Annotated in this window: 12 protein-coding genes; all 12 read left to right on the top strand. The window is 51.4% G+C overall.

Annotated features, from left to right (window positions below; all coding sequences use genetic code 11):
- Positions 1-58 precede the first annotated feature (58 nt).
- The 12 genes from GTQ55_RS13830 (at position 59) to GTQ55_RS13775 (ending at position 17250) form a co-directional block, all read left to right on the top strand.
- Positions 59-973, top strand: a complete 915-nt coding sequence (locus GTQ55_RS13830; protein WP_161859270.1) for a coiled-coil domain-containing protein — start codon at positions 59-61, stop codon at positions 971-973.
- Positions 974-1068: 95 nt separating this feature from the next.
- A complete protein-coding gene (locus GTQ55_RS13825) occupies positions 1069-1968 on the top strand; it encodes an O-methyltransferase (RefSeq protein ID WP_161859269.1) in 900 nt (299 codons plus the stop codon).
- A gap of 35 nt (positions 1969-2003) precedes the next feature.
- The gene (locus GTQ55_RS13820) at positions 2004-4043 is read left to right on the top strand and encodes a glycosyltransferase family 2 protein (protein ID WP_161859268.1); all 2040 of its coding nucleotides are present in this window, start codon (positions 2004-2006) and stop codon (positions 4041-4043) included.
- A gap of 132 nt (positions 4044-4175) precedes the next feature.
- A complete protein-coding gene (locus GTQ55_RS13815; protein ID WP_161859267.1) occupies positions 4176-5042 on the top strand; it encodes a hypothetical protein in 867 nt (288 codons plus the stop codon).
- A 12-nt stretch (positions 5043-5054) separates the two neighbouring features.
- The gene (locus tag GTQ55_RS13810) at positions 5055-5444 is read left to right on the top strand and encodes an HAD family hydrolase (RefSeq protein ID WP_161859266.1); all 390 of its coding nucleotides are present in this window, start codon (positions 5055-5057) and stop codon (positions 5442-5444) included.
- Positions 5441-7051, top strand: coding sequence for an aminoglycoside phosphotransferase family protein (locus GTQ55_RS13805; protein ID WP_161859265.1), 1611 nt, complete (start codon positions 5441-5443; stop codon positions 7049-7051). Before GTQ55_RS13810 ends, GTQ55_RS13805 begins: the two co-directional genes overlap by 4 nt.
- 1 nt (position 7052) lies before the next feature.
- Complete coding sequence (locus tag GTQ55_RS13800; protein WP_161859264.1) at positions 7053-7781, top strand: glycosyltransferase family protein; 729 nt, start codon at positions 7053-7055, stop codon at positions 7779-7781.
- A gap of 537 nt (positions 7782-8318) precedes the next feature.
- Positions 8319-9950, top strand: a complete 1632-nt coding sequence (locus tag GTQ55_RS13795; RefSeq protein ID WP_161859263.1) for a glycosyltransferase family 2 protein — start codon at positions 8319-8321, stop codon at positions 9948-9950.
- Positions 9950-11509 carry an asparagine synthase-related protein gene (locus tag GTQ55_RS13790; RefSeq protein ID WP_161859262.1) on the top strand — a complete coding sequence of 520 codons (1560 nt, stop codon included), beginning with the start codon at positions 9950-9952 and terminating at the stop codon, positions 11507-11509. The genes GTQ55_RS13795 and GTQ55_RS13790 overlap by 1 nt, the downstream gene beginning before the upstream one ends.
- A gap of 64 nt (positions 11510-11573) precedes the next feature.
- Positions 11574-13445: a glycosyltransferase family 4 protein gene (locus GTQ55_RS13785; RefSeq protein WP_161859261.1), complete on the top strand. Its 1872-nt coding sequence runs from the start codon at positions 11574-11576 to the stop codon at positions 13443-13445.
- 41 nt (positions 13446-13486) lie between these two features.
- Positions 13487-14818 (top strand): alginate O-acetyltransferase AlgX-related protein, encoded by a 1332-nt coding sequence (locus tag GTQ55_RS13780; protein WP_161859260.1) that lies wholly within the window; start codon positions 13487-13489, stop codon positions 14816-14818.
- Positions 14819-15189: 371 nt separating this feature from the next.
- A complete protein-coding gene (locus tag GTQ55_RS13775) occupies positions 15190-17250 on the top strand; it encodes a glycosyltransferase family 2 protein (protein WP_237567683.1) in 2061 nt (686 codons plus the stop codon).
- Positions 17251-17273 lie beyond the last annotated feature (23 nt).

The raw sequence follows: 17273 nt of genomic DNA, 5'->3' as shown, positions 1-17273 counted from the left end.
TTGGATTTGGGGCGCAAATTTTTAATTTGGTCTTTGGGGAAATAAGCAGGAAATTGAAGTGAAGAAGAAAGAAATCGAGAAAGAGCGAGACCTGTTGATAGCTCAGCTTCACGATGTTCAAGAGCGTCTGGAAGAACTTTATATAGAGTCGGGCGAGAAGTATAAAAGAATTGCAGAGAGTGAAGCTGCCAATGCTTCATTGAAAGAGAAGTTGGATTCCGCAGTATCTGAATTGAATGAAGTTCGTCCCGTCTATAACGAGATTGTCGACTATCTCACGCGAGAGCTAGGTGCTAGTGCTTCCGTTTGTGATGCTCAGGATGGCCCGCTGTCTGCTATCAAACTCTTGATGGAGCAGAAGGCTCGGGCGGAAAAGGATGCCACTACTGTTGCCAGTATGAACGAAAGATTGCTCACTCAGCTACATGGGGTGCAGGAGCAATTCGAGTCTTGCTTCCTTAAGTCACAGGAGCAGGCTAAGACCATCGAGGACCAGGAAGAGAAGATAAGGTCTAAAAACAAAAAGCTGCAGAAACTCAGTCAGAGAAAGAGAGAGGCCGTGGAAAGAGCTCAGGCCCTTGAGGTGGAGATCGAGGAGCTTCGTGCTGTGACTGAAGTTAAACCTGATTCTCAGGGGGAGCGATCCCGTTCTTTCAATATTCTGGGGAAGGCTCTATTAAAGAGATCTCAGAAAGTGGATCTATATTCGAAAGAATTGTCATTAATAAAGTCATGTTCACTTTTTGATGAAGTCTGGTACCTGGAAAAAAACAAGGACGTTGCGGAAAGTGGAATTGACCCCGCATTGCACTATTTCCTCTATGGCGCGGAAGACCGAAGAGATCCAAGTCCGCATTTTTCGACGGAATGGTACCTGAATACCTACCCGGACGTTGCGCAAGAAAAGATCAACCCTCTATTGCACTATCTGATCGCAGGAAAGTCCGAGGGGCGGAAGCTTAGTTCGATGTGATTGATTTCGCTAGACCATGTCCTAGGTAACAGGCTGCTTGAGGGTAATCACGCTATGACTCACCTCTTGATAATATCAATACGGAAAGCATGAGAATGGAAGTTAAAGACGGTAATGAAGAGCTGAAAAATTTGATTATTCAGCTAAAAGCGCAAATCGAGCAGGAAAGAACTGAGCGTAAAGATTTGGAATGCAAAATAACCAGATTGTTTAGTGAGAGCCTGGATGCGCAGAGGCAAGATGCTAAAGCTTTCAAGCATTCCATTGAGAGTGCGATTCAGAGGTCTGTTGCGAATAGCGTAAAGCAAATTGAAGCTTTTATCGGCATTCAGGACTTCTTCCAGACCGGTGAGCCAGCGCTGAATTTCCACGGTTGGCCGATCAGTAGTGACGTTGCACAGTACTTGGTGGAAGTGGTAAGTACAGAACGCCCCGACTTGGTGCTTGAGTTCGGGAGTGGAACTTCCACCGTCCTATTTGCCAAGGCGATGAAGGCGCTAGCGGATAGTCGGAATCGTGGCGCAGGCGAAAATCAGAAAGAATGCTCCCCAAAAGTAATAACTTTTGAACATCATGACGACTATTTGAAGAAGACCGCTGATATTTTGGCAAGTCATGGCGTGCAAGCGTTTGTGGATCTGGTTCACGCGCCATTGGTTGAGCAGACCGTGGATTCGGAGAGCTATATCTTTTACGACTGTTCTCAAAAGCTTTTCGAGATGGCAGCGCTTGATAAAGGTATTAAGCAAAAGGTGGTGGTGCTTATAGACGGTCCCCCAGGAGCAACTTGTGATAATGCGCGTTATCCAGCGCTTCCTGTGTTGCTGGATTATATGGCAGGACACGAAATATTCGTGATCCTTGATGACTATGATCGTCCTGAAGAGCATGAGATTGTTGAAAAGTGGAAGGCGCTCCTGGATAAGCGCGAGATTCCATATTCATTCCAGCGCCTACCCTTCGAGAAGGGCGCCGCCCTACTAAAAATCAATTAATTTATAAAACCTGACTTTGTTTTAAGTGTAATTGTATGAGACTTATAAAAACTGCAAACGATCTTTTTTCCAAAGGAAAATTTGGAGAAGCCTTGGGGTTGTATAAAAAAGCTTCTAAGGTCTATGGAGACTGTGTTGTAAAGTTCAATATCGAGCTATGTGAGAAAGCGATTGCGGCCAATAGTGACCAAGGTGTTGCTGCTGCAGTATTGGATCCGGTAACGAAATTGATGCTGCATAACGCCGGTGAAATTGTGTTGGATGAAACGGAAGTTTCATCGATTCATAAGTTTTGCGAGCAGCAGAAAAAGCGGAAATCCGAAGACCTTGGGGATAAAGCCGTTAATCCGATCCCTTCAGACTGGCCGAAGGGATTGACGCTGGCCCCACTGCCGGAGGGGACAAATGACTTTTCCTGGGCAGACGAGAGAGTAACTGTCCGGGAGTCCAAAGGAGCAGAAAATGTGGGCTTGAGTATTGTGGTTCCGACGTTCAATCGGTCCCGAATACTTGACATCACGTTGTCTTGCCTGGCAGCCCAGATTACAGATTTTCCATACGAAGTGATAGTGGCCGATGACGGTAGCAAGGAGGATCTTGCCAAGGTTGTTCGTAAATACGAAGACCGGCTGGATATAAAGCTCGTTCGCCAACGTGATTATGGCTATCAGCTCTGTGCAGTGCGAAATCTTGGTCTTCGGACTGCGAAATATGACTATGTTTCCATTCTTGATTGCGACATGGCGCCTGGCAGAATTTGGGTCCAGTCATACATGGAGCTGTTGCTCTCCAATGACGACGTGGCTTTGATTGGCCCCAGGAAGTATATCGACACCGAAGAGCTGACTGCGGATGACATCGAAAAAAATCCTGATTTACTAGCCTCGCTGCCGGAGGTGAGAACCAATAGCACCGTCGGCAATACGGTCAAAGATACCGTTTCAGTGGACTGGCGCCTGGAGCATTTCGCTAAGACCGACAATCTTCGCCTGTGCGATTCCCCGTTTCGCTATTTTAGCGGTGGCAATGTCGCGTTTGCACGAAAATGGCTGGATAAAGCCGGCTGGTTTGATGAGGAGTTTACCCACTGGGGAGGAGAAGACAACGAGTTCGGCTATCGCCTGTACCGTGCTGGCTGTTACTTCCGCGCTGTGGATGGTGGTATGGCTTACCACCAAGAGCCGCCTGGAAAAGAAAACGAAACCGATCGTGCAGCAGGTAAGCAGATCACAATTAAGATAGTTCAGCAGAAGGTGCCTTATTTCTATCGCAAGATAGAAGACCTGAAGCAATCGGTCATGAAAAAGGTACCTCTGGTATCAATTTATATTCCAGCGTACAACTGCAAGGAAACAATTGAGCGCTGTGTCAACAGTGCGTTGAATCAGACCGTATCAGATCTCGAAGTGTGCATCTGTGATGACGGTTCGACCGACGGCACTGGAGAGTTGCTGCGATCTCTATACAGCGGTCACCCGCGTGTACGGTTCGTGTCCAGAGAAAATGGTGGTATTGGCGCGGCGTCGAATACTGCGGTTAAGTTGACCCGTGGTTTTTATATCGGACAGTTGGATTCCGATGATTATCTCGAGCCCGATGCGGTTGAAGTATGCTTGCGTGAGTTCTTTGCGGACAAGAAGCTCGCTTGTGTGTATACCACGAATAGGAACGTGGATGCCGAAGGCAAGTTGATTTCCAATGGGTATAACTGGCCTCAATATTCCCGAGAAAAATTGACCACGGCGATGATTTGCCATCATTTCCGTATGTTTACCGCGAGAGCCTGGAATTTGACGGAAGGTTTTGATGAGAAAATCGTAAATGCGGTCGACTACGATATGTACCTCAAGCTCTCCGAGGTTGGCCCGTTTAAGCATGTCAATAAGATTTGCTACAACCGCGTTTTGCATGGAGATAACACTTCGATAAAACAGCTTGGCGAGCAAAAGGAAAACCATTTTCGCGTGGTGAATGAGTATTTAAGTCGTCAAGGGGTTCGTGATTTTCGTTATATCCCCAAAGATCTAGGTGATGATTCATCGAGAAAGTATGTATTCGAAGTTTCCAAATTTTAGAATTGTCTTAGTGAAGTGAGTTGTCGGTTTTTAAATGAAAGACTCGGTCGTTTTGAAAAAGAGCGTTTTTAGATTTTAAGATGTGCCGTCGCTGCATTTTGGCGATGTATCCGACATTTTTAGGTTGGTTTTATGAGAGTTGCAGTTAGTATTACAGCGCATGAAGAGCCTGCGGTGATAATCGATCAATGCCTTAATATTTTAAATTTTTTGGCAGATCCTCTTATCGTTATGCATGTTAATAAAGATAGCGAATCAGTGTATCAAGAGCTGATCTTTTGGGTGGGGAATTTGCGACCGGATGTGGCATCGAGAATACATATAACCGCAGATAGATTTTCTACGGGGAAGGATTCCTTTAGCTTGCATAAGGCTCATGGGAGTAATTTAAGGGCGCTTAGAGATAGTGGAGTAGGATTTGATTACTTTATGCTTGAGGCAAGTAACTCTCTGTTTGTTCGGTATGGTGTGGAAGACTATATCAAGCGATTTGATGCCGGGATAGGAAAAGGGAAGGTAGCTGGTTTTTGGCGGGAATCAATTTTACGGCATAGGTCGCTGGAGTCCTTTGGGGCTTTAGCTTTGGGAGAGGAGTTTGATATCCGCACAGATGGTGTAATGAAAGGGTGTCATGAAGGCGCATTTTTTAGCGAAAAATTTGTCGATGACGTGTTTCATGCTGTTGGTGAATTGGACGAATACTGTAGCTTAAGTTCCGATCCCCCCTTATACCCGACCGAGGAGGTTTGGTACCAATTGGCTATTAAAATAGTCTCTAGGAATGCTCCAGGGTTCGTTCTGGGTAATACAGTGACTTATTTACCTTGGGATAGATCGTTGGAGTGGGATCGTTCAGAGATTGATGTTTTTATAGATGATTGTAGTGTGGGAAAAGATAAATATGCAATCAAGCGGATTCCCAGGGAATTCTCAGAGAGTGCTCGATCTTATATAGCCAATAAATTTGGTTATAGGCTTCCATGTTCGCGTTTCGATTGAAGGTAGGTTTTTGTGAAAAGATTGATTATCGATTTGGACCATACGATTTCAGTAACCACTGACGGGGACTATCGGAACGCTAGACCGGTAGAGGGTGTGGTTAGTCGAATTAAAGAGTACAAGGCGCTTGGGTTCGATATCGTCATTAATACAAGTCGAAACGTACGGACATATCAGGGTAACGTGGGGAAGATAGCGGCTAACACTCTTCCCATAATTGTCGATTGGCTCAAGGAGCACGATATCCCCTTTGATGAAATCTATGTGGGAAAACCTTGGTGCGGGCATGAGGGTTTTTATGTGGATGATCGGGCGATTCGACCATCAGAGTTTTTCAATATGTCGAGAGAAGAGGTTTCAGAGCTCCTGGCCAAAGAGAAAGATGCCGTGGAGTTAGTGTGATGATACTGATCACTTCAGGTTCCTATATTGATCAGGACTTCGCATCAGAGGTTGGTCGGTTGCCTCCAGCTTTTCTCCCCGTTGGTAATCGCCGACTATATTCGTACCAGATTGAATCTATTTCCAGCTTGGAGGGTGATAAATACCTGTCGTTGCCAAGCTCTTTCAAGATCGATCCTGTGGATGAGGCTTGGCTGGAAAGCGCGGGCATCTCTATTCTTCGCGTACCAGAAGGTATTTCACTCGGTGAATCGATACTGTACTGTTGGAATCTGACTGGGAAGCAATACAAGTCTCTTGCTGTTCTTCATGGGGATACTTTGTTTCGTGATTTGGCCTACCCTACAGGTGACGCCCTTTCTGTGCATAAAAATTCGGGTTTCTACCAGCGCGCGACTTTTAGTTACGTTGAAGGTGTTCCTATTCTCAGTGATGTCTGGGCAGGTGAATCAGAAGATGTACTTTCCGGGTATTTCTCCTTTTCTTCCCCCCATGTCTTAATGAAAGGTATTATCGAGAACTCCGGAAATTTTACAGAGGCTCTGAAATATTACTCATCGAATTGCGAAATGACTATATCTTGCGAAGGTGAGTGGTTGGATTTTGGACACATTAACAGCTACTTTAGAGCAAGAAGTAAGTTAACTACGGAGCGTGCATTTAATGAGCTTAGTATTTGCTCGAGATCGGTAGTAAAGAAGAGTAGTAATAATAAAAAAATCCTTGCAGAGAAGAATTGGTTTGAGTACCTGCCTTCACGTTTGCGTATTCATTGTCCCAATTTGCTTAGCCCATCGCATGGAGTTTCTGATGATGACGGCTACAGTCTTGAGTATCAATACTGGATGCCGCTGAATGATCTGTTTGTATTTGGCGCCCTGGGTGGCCGGTCGTGGATATCTATTTTCAGGGCGGCAAGAACGATACTAGACGATTTTTCAAACTACCGTCCCGATGCCCCTAATCTTGAATCCCTTAATAAGCTATATCTGACAAAGACCCTTGAGCGATTGAGGCAGTTTTGCGATTCATCCAATATTTCGATAGATCAGGAGTTCCGCGCAGAGGTGGGCGAGTCTGGTGTTTCCCTTAGGCAAATGGCTGAGCGATCTGCTGAACTTATATCAGAGGCGAATGATTCACATGTGGTCATATCTCATGGGGATTTTTGCTTTAGCAACCTTTTGTTCGATAGCCGCACCCAAGCGATTAAGGTTATTGATCCACGAGGGATCGATTACGATGGGAATTTTTCCATTTTTGGAGACTCCAGGTACGATGTTTCAAAATTCTATCATTCTGTCGTCGGCCTTTACGACTTTATTGTCGCCGGAAGATACTCGCTCAATGTCGATCGGGATCTCGGTGTTTGGAAGATAGATTTTTCCACACAGTGTGAATTGATTGATATAGAAAAATACTTTAGAAATGAATTTTTTTCTTCTGGACGATTTGATGAGGTTGAGATCCTTGCGATTAACGTGCATCTATTCCTCTCAATGTTGCCTCTGCATTATGACAGACCTGATCGTCAGAAAGCGATGCTGGCGAATGCGCTTCGTTTGTACCGGAAGCTAGAAATTCAGATACGTAATCGGGTTAGTTAACATGATTGTTTTTCCTATGGCTGGCCTTTCCAGTCGTTTCGCCAAGGCTGGGTTCGATAAACCGAAATATATGCTGGAAGCAAAAGGCGAGACGTTGTTTGAGCATAGCGTCAAGGGGTTTTCATACTATTTCAACTCTCAGGCGTTTCTCTTTGTTACGTTGGATCAGCCAGGTATCAAGGATTTCGTTGCCGAGAAATGCCAAAAGCTGGGGCTCGATAATTTTGAGGTTGTGATATTGGATTCACCTACAAAAGGTCAGGCTGATACTGTGTATCAGGGGCTTAAGGCGAGCTCTTTTAATAGTGATGAGTCCCTGACGATTTTTAATATAGATACTTTTCGTCCGGGGTTTCGATTCCCTGATTTTTTAGATGATGGTGTGGAAGGATATTTAGAAACGTTTGTTGGATCCGGAAAAAATTGGAGTAATGTTGTCCCGGAAAATAAGGATAGCCAAACAGTCGCCCTCACTGGTGAAAAGCAAGAGCTTTCTGAGTTTTGCTGTACAGGGTTGTATTATTGGCGCTCTATAGCATCCTACATGCGCTACTTTGAACTGTTTCAAGAAGGCTTTGGTTCCGATGCGCAGTTGCAAGAGCTTTATATTGCGCCAATGTATAATTTGGCAATTTCTCAGGGCCGGTGTGTTAAGTACAGTGTCGTACCCTCCGAGAGTGTTATTTTTTGTGGTGTTCCTCAGGAATATTACGATTTTATCGAATCTTGAGTTTACTGAGACATGACAAGAATCGGCAGTCCGGGCTCTCTCGATGAAGCGTTGGAGATCATCGAAGCGCAAAATTTGAAGCTCACCCAGCAAGCCCAGCAGCTAAAGCTGTTGAGTAGTCATCGTCGTCGATTATCCTGGCGTAATTTATTTGGCGTTTTGGGTCGCGCTAAAGCTTCTTGCGAGGGGCGGGCGGAAGTTCAGGAGATTGTTGACAGCGGTTTATTCGATTATAAGTTTTATTCAAGTCAAAAATGCTCTATCAGTGACCAAGGAATGGATTTGGAGACGGATCCAATAGGGCATTATCTAAGGATAGGGGGACGAGTTGGGCTGGATCCGAGCGCAAGCTTCGATTCTGACTGGTATCTGGATACTAATCCCGATGTAAGAGCTAGTGGTGTTAACCCGCTTCTGCACTATATTCGCCACGGTAAGGATGAGGGGCGGCTTCCAAAGCATGGGGCGCAAGCTGTCGAGGAGCGTCATACTCCCCAGACCACAGCTGGTTACAACAGCAGGCTCTGGAATGGCTTTATGCACGTTGCCTGGGCTGCACTTGAGCGACGGGCCGATCAACTGTTTGACGGTCGCGCTTCCTGGAACCTTGCAGCCTGGCTTTTTGCGCACGGCGACGTGGAGGCCGCGCAAGGGCGTGTGAGCCAGTCCATTGCGCATTCTCCCGATGGCGCTTCGCGCAGGGCCCTGGTTGGACTTGGTAAGTGCTATTCAGTGCTCGGTGAGTACGGGGCGCTCCACTCTCTACTCTCTGATCCGCAAAATGCCCAGCGCCTCGGCGCGACTCTGCCTTACCTGCAAGCGAACGCCTGGCGCGGTGACGACGCCAAGCGGCTCGCATCTATCAATGAAATTTTCTACCGCGCTGGGCTCGCGGATGTTGTGCGCAAGTGCGATTCGACACCTCTGGCTCTGGATAACCTGAGTTCCGGTGAGCAGTACACTGCTGAAGGCCGGGCGGCGCTGGCGGAGCATCCGCTGGTCAGCGTGGTCATTCCCGTATTCAACGCTGGCGAGACGTTGCAGATTGCTCTGGACGGTTTGCTGGAGCAGTCTCTTCGGTCTCTGGAGGTCATCGTTGTGGACGATGGCAGTACCGACAATACGGCGGATGTGGCGCGTGACTACGCGGAGCGGGATCCCCGCGTCCGCTACATGCTGAATGACGTCAATATGGGGGCTTACCCTACGCGCAACAACGGTATGAAGGCGGCCCGCGGTAGATTTGTCACGGTTCACGATAGTGATGACTGGTCTCACCCGCAGAAGCTTGAGCGCCAGTTGCAGCCGCTGCTGAAGGATGAGAGCAAAGTCGCTTCGTTCAGCAGCTGGGTGCGAGTGCTGGATGACCTCACGTTTGTGGGGCCCTGGCTGTTGAATGAAACCTTTATAGAAAAGAACCATTCCTCCGCCCTCGTGCGCCGCTCTGCGCTGGACGTTATCGGCCTGTGGGACAGTGTGAATGTTGCCGCGGATACTGAATTCCTGTGGCGGCTGGAGCACCACTACGGCCACCAGGCCATCGTGCATGTGTTACCGGGTACGCCGCTGTCTTTTGCACTGTCGGACGATACAACGCTTACCCGTACCAAGGCCACTCACGTCAAAACCATCCATTATGGTCTGCGCCGAATTTATCGTGAGGCCGCGCGCTGGTGGCACCGCCAGAACGACAACAAGCCGGTAATGCCGGAGGATGATGCGCGTCCATTCCCGATTCCCCTGGGCATTTGCCGCGGTACACCCCGGGAATTTGATTGCGTTTTAGTGGCAGACTTCGCAGTAAGTGGCGAAAAGCTTGATTACACTCTCAGCGCGATTGCGTCCCGCGTCACAGGTGGGCAGCGGATTTGCCTGTTCCACTGGCCGGACTATAACGGCTGGCATGGCGCCACTATTGCCGACGAGGTTTTCGCGCTTTGTCAGCAGCATGGCATCGGGTTCGCCCATGTTGGCCTTGCGATTACGGCGCCACTGGTCGTGATGCTGGACGAGGCGTTGTGGGCGCATCCCCCCAGCCAGGTGGTGCAGGTGGATGGCCTCGAGCAAGTACATAATCGCGATGGATCAACTTTCGAGCAGCAGGGAGCGCTGAAAGTGTATTTCAGTAATGGTGGGGACGATGTCCCCGCTTTTGATCAGGTGGTTTAATGTTTGATTGGATGCAGGGGCGGGTGCGCAAGCCGGTTTCGCCCGTAGACACGCGCTTTGAAGTGGATCCGGTGCCCCTGTATTCACCCGATGATAATGAGGCTTTTTTTAGCGGCGCGGATGTGTCATCGGATCTCTACAAATACGGGTTCGTTGCTTGTATCAATGGCACCGCGGAGCCCAATCTCGGGCGGCTCAAGACCATCAATGGCTGGCCGGCACGCGCCTGGTCCGACTGGGTGGTGGCGCACCATCCGGATACCTCGCTGGTGTGTGCAGAGTCCTCTGGCTGCCAGCTGGCGATCATTGGTGAGGTGTTCGATCCTTTTTCCAAAGAGTTTGATGCGCAGGCAATTGCCGATTCCCTGTGTGAACTCTCAGCCAATGAGCCTTTGTTTCTTGATCGGCTGGATGCGCTCTCCGGACGGTTTGTTGTCCTTGCCCGGCACGGCCGGGAATGGTTTGTATATCACGATGCCTTCTCATCCCGTTCGGTGTACTACAACGCGCAGCTCCCCGGCGTAATTGCTTCCCATGCGGGATTGATGGCCGAAGTGACGGCTGAGCCTGTGGACTTCAATGTGATGTCCTTCACCATCAGCGAGGCCTACCGCAAACGCGATGTAAAGTACCTCCCGGGCTGCCGAACGGTTTACGAGAATATTTTTTATTGCCCGGCCAACCATCGGCTGAACATTTTCCGCAACCGCGCCCAGCGCTACTGGCCGCGCGAGGGCTGCGTGGGCTCCAATACACCTGATGGCGAGCTGATCCAATATCTGGATGGTTACGGTGACTATATTCGCAGCCGGTACGACCGCGAATTGTTCGGCCTTACCGGTGGGCTGGATAGCCGCACGCTGCTGGCTGCTCTGGCGGCCAAAAAGATGCCGATGCATACATTTACCCTGTATCGGGGGGACCAGAACGGTGGCAGTGCAACCGATATCGCTCTGGCGCGGGACCTTGCTTCGTCATTGGGGCTGGAGCACGAAACGCTCAAGGTTGATTTCACCCGCTTGAACCCCGAGTACTTTACCGCACCGATCCAGATAATCCGCCAGAATACCGGGTTTGCGCGGCTGAACAGTGCGTTTTCCAACGCGCAGCTTATGTCACATTTCCGGGGGCGGTTCCCCGGGGAGTCCCTGAGTTATTCCCGCGGTTTTGGTGGCGAAATCCTGCGTGGCTTCTATCAGGGGCGCTCGCATGAGATTCAATCCCCTACGGCGGATGCCTTTTCCCGTGCCTACGATGTTATGCAGGGTTCGTCGTTTGTTCGTGCCAGCTTCCAGCACTTTATCGACAGCTCCGACTTCTCCAATCTCCACGGAGTGGATGTCAACGATGTGTTCTATTGGGAGCACCGCATGAGTGGCTGGGGTGCGTTGGCAATTGCCGAGACCGATCTCACCGCGCGCACCTTTGCCGGCTACAACTCTCGCCGGCTGTACAATGCATTCCTGGGCTTGCCGATTGCAGAGCGGCTGCAGCGCAAGGCATTCAAGAGTGCTATCGCGCACTTCAAGCCGGAGTTGCTGGAGTTTGATGTCGAATGATTCGGCCGCTTTCGTATCCTGTTTTCCCGTCTTCCCGCCGCTTTGAGCGCTAGAGACACTATTTATGGTCTCCGGTCTCAAGCGGTGGCTGGCCGGGCTCAGCACCCGGCGCAAGCCTCAACCCCCTGTTTGCTCTCCCGCCCGGTTCTTTGAAGCGGATTTTGACGCTGCCTGGTATCTGCAAGCTTACCCGGACATTGCTGATGCCGGGATGGACCCCTGGTTGCACTTTACGACCCGCGGGCTGGCTGAAGGCCGGTTACCCTGCGGCAATAAGGCGGCGGTCCTGCATTATCGACTCTGGAGTGGGCTGGAACAGCCGGTACTTTCGGAATTGCAGGCGCTTAGTGAAGGGCGAGATAGCCGCGGTGAGCTGGTAAGTCGGGAGGAGCGTGCCAGGGCGGCCCGGGCATTGGAGTGGTGGCGCGATCGCAAAGGTAGCGAAGGCATCGCACAAAACGCGCAGATACCCGGGGGTGAGCCAGACTGCGATGAGTCGGACTGTTTTGCTCTATCTCAACGGGAGCTGATCAAAAGCCGGCTATTTGACTGCAACTGGTATCTCACCCACAACCCCGATGTGCTGTATGGCACTATGGATCCATTGCAGCATTTCCGGGTGACTGGTGATGCAGAAGGGCGCGACCCCGGTCCCGGCTTCAGTACTACCGGTTATCGTTACCGCTATCCCGAAGTACAAAGTGACGAGTCGGCATTGGCGCACTTTCTGCGAGAAGGAGCCAGCAAAGGGTACAGCCCATTGGACACAGTTGCTGGCGATTTACCGGTGCATCCGGAAGCCGTGACCATTATGGTGTGTGCTCACCAGGCGGGATCGCACTTGTATGGGGCGGAGCGGAGTTTGCTCGATCTCCTGGAAGGTTTCCAGCAGGTTGGGGTGAATGTCATTGTCACATTACCGAGTGCGGAAAATTTACCGTATGTCCAGGCGGTGGCCGCCAGGGCACAGACACTGGCAATATTGCCGTACTTCTGGTGGAAGTCCGGCCTCGATAGCTGTGCGGATACCGTCAATACGTTCCGGAAGCTGCTGCGCGAAAGTAATGCACGAGCGCTATACGCCAACACCTCCGTACTGGACGAACCCCTGACCGCTGCCAGGGAGGAAGGCATCCCCACGGTTGTCCATGTGCGGGAGCTACCGCAATGGGATGATGCGCTTTGTCAGGTCCTGCATACGGATTCCGCAGAGTGGCTAAAGCGAATTCGGGCATCGGCCGATATCCTGGTCGCCAACTCCGCGACGGCAGCGAGCGCTATGGGACGGGATGATGTTATTGTCCTGCCGAACGTGGTAGACCCCTCCGTGCTCGAGAGCGCTCGCGCTGCGCGACAAAGCGCTGGAGGGTGTGTAAATGTTGCTCTGATCAGCAGCAACCTGCCCAAGAAGGGACTTGCCGATTTCCTGCTGCTTGCAGAGAAATTGAGCGAGAACAACGCCAATGTCCAGTGTGTGATTTTCGGTCCAAACAACGCCCATATCGAGGCGTTGCAAGGCGAGATTGCGGCAGGAAATATCGCGGGAAATATCCGACTGGCCGGATACGCCGCGTCACCGGAAGTCGCGCTGGAGCAGTCTGATATCGTGGTGAACCTGTCGCATTTTCAGGAATCGTTTGGGCGCACGGTGCTCGAGGCCATGGCTGCGGCGAAACCGGTGGTTGCCTATGACTGGGGTGCGCTCTCCGAGTTGGTTGAGGATGGCAAGACTGGGTATTTGGTGCCGTTCGGCGATGTTGATGCCGCGGTAGATCGAGTTTTGGACCTGTCCCAAAGCGGAGAACTGCGTCAGGCTATGGGTAGTGCAGGATACCGGGTTGCGCTTCAGCGCTACGGCCACAAGGCGTTGTCAGCACAGTTATCACTTGTGCTCCAACGGGTTGAGTCCCACCGTGAGAAGGATTGCAAGCCGTGATAGCGATTAACACTTATTGTATGGCTGGGGAGTAAAGCCTCGTGTATCAGATTTCTGTCACGGCATTGCCGGTCAAGATTCCGGGCGTATACCGCTGGTGCCTGGATTTCCCAAAAACCGGGCAGGCCTTTGAAGAGCCTGAGTTGCTGGAAAAAGGCCTGAACTTCCAGGGTTGGGTTCTTCCGCAAGAGGGGTGTGAAGCCAAGCCCTATTTCCGTTTGGGTGCACATACCAGGTACCTTCCACTGGAGGCGACCCGCACAGATGTTATAGAGCGTGTTCTCAAAGAGCCTGTTGAGAATAACCCCAAAGTGCGATGCGGTTTTCAGGAAAATATTCCGGTCAATAGCTCCTGTGGCTTTTTTGGGTTTGAAGTAGACGGTGCCAGGATAGATGTCGTAAAAGTCGAAGTTCTCGGAAGCCTCCGGATTATTGAAGGTCGCGAAGGCTGGCTTTTTCTGGACAATGATTCCAACCAGAGCGTGGATCAGTACAAGGGTAACTTGCTGCTCGGCAAGCTGGAGCTACGTGAGTGGTCGACCTATCTGGATAACCTGCGTAAAAATGCCCAGGCGCTTTCACTTCGCCATGCCCTGTTGATTGCGCCGGCGAAAGAGATGGTGCTATCCGATTTTTATCCTCACAAAAAAGGCAAGACCTCACCGGTAGAGCAGGTGTTGGCATTGACCCGGCCCGAGCACCATGTGGTCCACCCGGTGGCTGAACTCGAGAGCAGTGAGTTCCGCACCTTCCGGATGTGCGATACTCATTGGACCTCGAAAGGCGCAATGCTTGGTCTGCTAGCGGTACTCCGGGAGCTGGGGCTGGATCCGGTGGAAGCAGCAGCCGTGTTTGAGGCCGACAAATACAAGGAAACCATGCACTCTGGGGACCTTGGAAGTAAGGTGTTTCCGAGCCAGTCGGCCAAAGAGCTGGTGCTCACCGGCGCGCATTACCGAAAGTGGGTGGAGTACGACAATTTTCTGCCGAATATGGGTCGGGTAATTGTCATCAGAAATACCGGGGCGCCGTATCCGGCCAAATGCATGATTTTCGGTTCGTCTTCCTCATACAGCTTTTTTGACTATATTTCCCGGGTTTTTTCTGAAGTCATTTTTATCCATTCCGCGGGTAGTATCGACTTTGACGTCGTAGCGGCGGAGAAGCCGGATTATCTGATCGCGCAGACCAATGGGCGCTTCGTGGTGCGCCCCCCAAGTACCGAGTACAGTCTGGCTGGGGAAATTGCGGATAAGTGGGAGCGGCTCGATAGCGCCTCCCGATCCAGAGTGACTGAAAAGTATTCATTCCGGGAGGGTGGCGCAGACTCTACGTTAAGTCACTTTCACAGGATGCTGCCATTTGTGGCGTGATCGCTGAGGGTTAGGAAATATTTTGCGATCCTGCCATTGCCCGCGGCCAATTTCCTCTTTCACCTCAGTTTAGCGCTGACAGGGGGACGTTTTTGTGGTCACACAATTGAATCGTAAAGTTTCGTAACTTTTTGTACAATCGCCGGCTATTTTCCGAACAGAACAAAATAACTTTCAATAGCGACGAGGTAAGGCTTTTGAGGCAGGTGAAACGATTGGGTAGGGGGGTTCCCCATATTTCCCGTGTCGACCTGCGCCCGGTAATCAGGAGCTGTTCTGCGTCGGATACATTGGTTTATGGGCCCGACGGTAGCGTGGGGTTTAAGAACCGAAAGACTGATCGCCCGGAATTTGAGATTCCCGGTAAAAGCTTGGCCCGCGGCTGGTATATGCTCGAGGTTGAAGTCGAGTCTGACCAGAGCTTTATGGACGGTGCGTTTGAGCTTGCGCGCACTACGACTGGCCGCTCGCGCACTTTCCGTTTGCCATTGCGCAGCGGTCGTCTGGCTAAGCGCCTGATCTGGCTGCGTCATCGTGATGAGCAGCTGCGCTTTGTGCCCATGTGCTGTGACGGGGCCGTCACCATACGCAAGCTTTCCCTGGTCCGTGTCTCGCTGCCTTTTGCGCTCAATCGCATGGGGGCTCGCCTTTCCCGTCGCTACCTCCCCGTGCCTTCCCGCCTGGTAAACCGCTGGGTCGCCTACGATCTCACCTTCCACCCGAATGGCGCTCGCGTTTCCTACGGTGAGTGGATGCGCCGTATTGAGCCGGCGCTGTGGCCGGAGCAAAGTATTGCTGCCGATGGGGTTCAGTTTGTCGTTGTGGTCCCGTTGTGTGAGGGGCAGAGCGAAATCTCCGGGCTGTCGCGGACTCTCGAATCTGTGTTTGCCCAGAAGCGGATCAAGAAAGATCTCTGTTCGGCGCAGATACTGCTGGACCGTGGCGTGAGTGAGGATTTTCGAGCGGCAGTCACTGCGCTCGTCGCGCAGTATCCTCGTGCTGCTGTGGGTGAACTATCTGCCAAGGTTAGTCTTGCCGCTTTGCTGCCAGCGGGTGCACACGCCGTTATTTGCCCGCCAAGTGGTGTTCTGGCTTCCGCGGCTCTGGGATGTTTTGCAGAGGTGCTGCCGCAGATGCCGGATGCGCGGCTCATCTATTCCGATGAGGATTCCATCAGTGCCGCCGGGCGCCGCGCCGCGCCGCAGTTCAAGTCGGGGTGGAACCCGGATCTGCTGTATTCCGGAAACTATATCGGTGATTTTTTTCTGCTGACTTCCCGCTGTGTTTCTGAGTTGGGGGCTGTGGACTTTTCCAGTCCGGCGTGGAACCTTGATCTTCTATTGCGAGTGGAGCGGCTGGCCAATGGGCGCGAAGGGTCCATTTTGCATATCCCTCGGGTGTTACGTCACCGCTTCTTCGACATAGGGCGTGGAGCTGGCACTTCACCGGAGCGCGAGCGCGAAGTGCTGGAGGCGCATTTTACGGCCTCAGGTCGGGAAGGGGTTGCCGTCGACTCCCACAAGGTAAGTGGCCTGCGTTCTGTGCATTGGCCTGTGGGAGAAAAGCCTCCTCTGGTGAGCCTGTTGATCCCTACCCGGGATATGCTGCCGGTACTGAAGCTCTGTGTAGACAGCATTCTGGAGAAGACTACCTACCGCAATTACGAGATCCTGATTCTCGATAACCAGAGCGTGGAGCCTGGAACCCTGGCCTACTTCGCGGAGCTGGAACAGCGGCCAAACATCCGCATCCTGCGCTACGATGCGCCGTTCAATTACTCGGCGATCAATAACTTCGGCGTACGCCATGCGCGCGGTGACATCATCGGCCTGGTCAACAACGACATCGAAGTCATCAATCCGGAATGGCTGGGTGAGATGGTGGGGCATGTGCGGCGTGAAACTGTAGGCTGCGTTGGTGCCAAGCTGTTTTACGGCGATGGTCGAATCCAGCATGCGGGCGTGGTGGTTGGCCTCGGTGGCCTGGCCGGGCATGTGCACAAGTTTCTGCCTGCAGACGCGCCCGGGTATATGAATCGGCTGCAGGCCACGCAGGCATTTTCAGCGGTGACCGCCGCCTGTCTTCTGGTGCGCAAATCCGTTTTCGAGACCGTTGGTGGTCTTAATGAGCGGGATCTGCAGGTGGCGTTTAATGATGTTGACCTGTGCCTCAAAGTCCAGAAGGCCGGTTATCGCAATATCTGGACACCCCATGCAAAGCTATACCACCATGAGTCCGTTAGCCGCGGCATCGACAATACACGCGAGAAGCGTGCTCGGTTCGAGCGCGAGTCCAGATACTTGCGTGCGGCCTGGCCAGAATTCCTCGATAATCCGGGCCGGGATCCCTATTACAGCCCCTTTTTGACGCATGTAGGGGAGGACTTCTCCCTGGGGCTGAATGAAAAACGGGATATACCGCTCTACCGCTAGGCAACACATTCGGCGGGGCGCGC

Origin of the sequence: Microbulbifer hydrolyticus, assembly GCF_009931115.1 — a bacterium.
Taxonomy (GTDB): domain Bacteria; phylum Pseudomonadota; class Gammaproteobacteria; order Pseudomonadales; family Cellvibrionaceae; genus Microbulbifer; species Microbulbifer hydrolyticus.
Note: the sequence above shows the minus strand (reverse complement) of the source record. Positions and strands in the feature narration are given on the sequence as shown.

What these genes read in the sequence shown, in the direction of transcription:
- GTQ55_RS13795 (WP_161859263.1), top strand. Translation starts at nt 8,319, where the DNA reads ATGCACGTTGCCTGGGCTGCACTTGAGCGACGGGCCGATCAACTGTTT.
- GTQ55_RS13815 (WP_161859267.1), top strand. Translation starts at nt 4,176, where the DNA reads ATGAGAGTTGCAGTTAGTATTACAGCGCATGAAGAGCCTGCGGTGATA.
- GTQ55_RS13825 (WP_161859269.1), top strand. Translation starts at nt 1,069, where the DNA reads ATGGAAGTTAAAGACGGTAATGAAGAGCTGAAAAATTTGATTATTCAG.
- GTQ55_RS13820 (WP_161859268.1), top strand. Translation starts at nt 2,004, where the DNA reads ATGAGACTTATAAAAACTGCAAACGATCTTTTTTCCAAAGGAAAATTT.
- GTQ55_RS13790 (WP_161859262.1), top strand. Translation starts at nt 9,950, where the DNA reads ATGTTTGATTGGATGCAGGGGCGGGTGCGCAAGCCGGTTTCGCCCGTA.
- GTQ55_RS13800 (WP_161859264.1), top strand. Translation starts at nt 7,053, where the DNA reads ATGATTGTTTTTCCTATGGCTGGCCTTTCCAGTCGTTTCGCCAAGGCT.
- GTQ55_RS13785 (WP_161859261.1), top strand. Translation starts at nt 11,574, where the DNA reads ATGGTCTCCGGTCTCAAGCGGTGGCTGGCCGGGCTCAGCACCCGGCGC.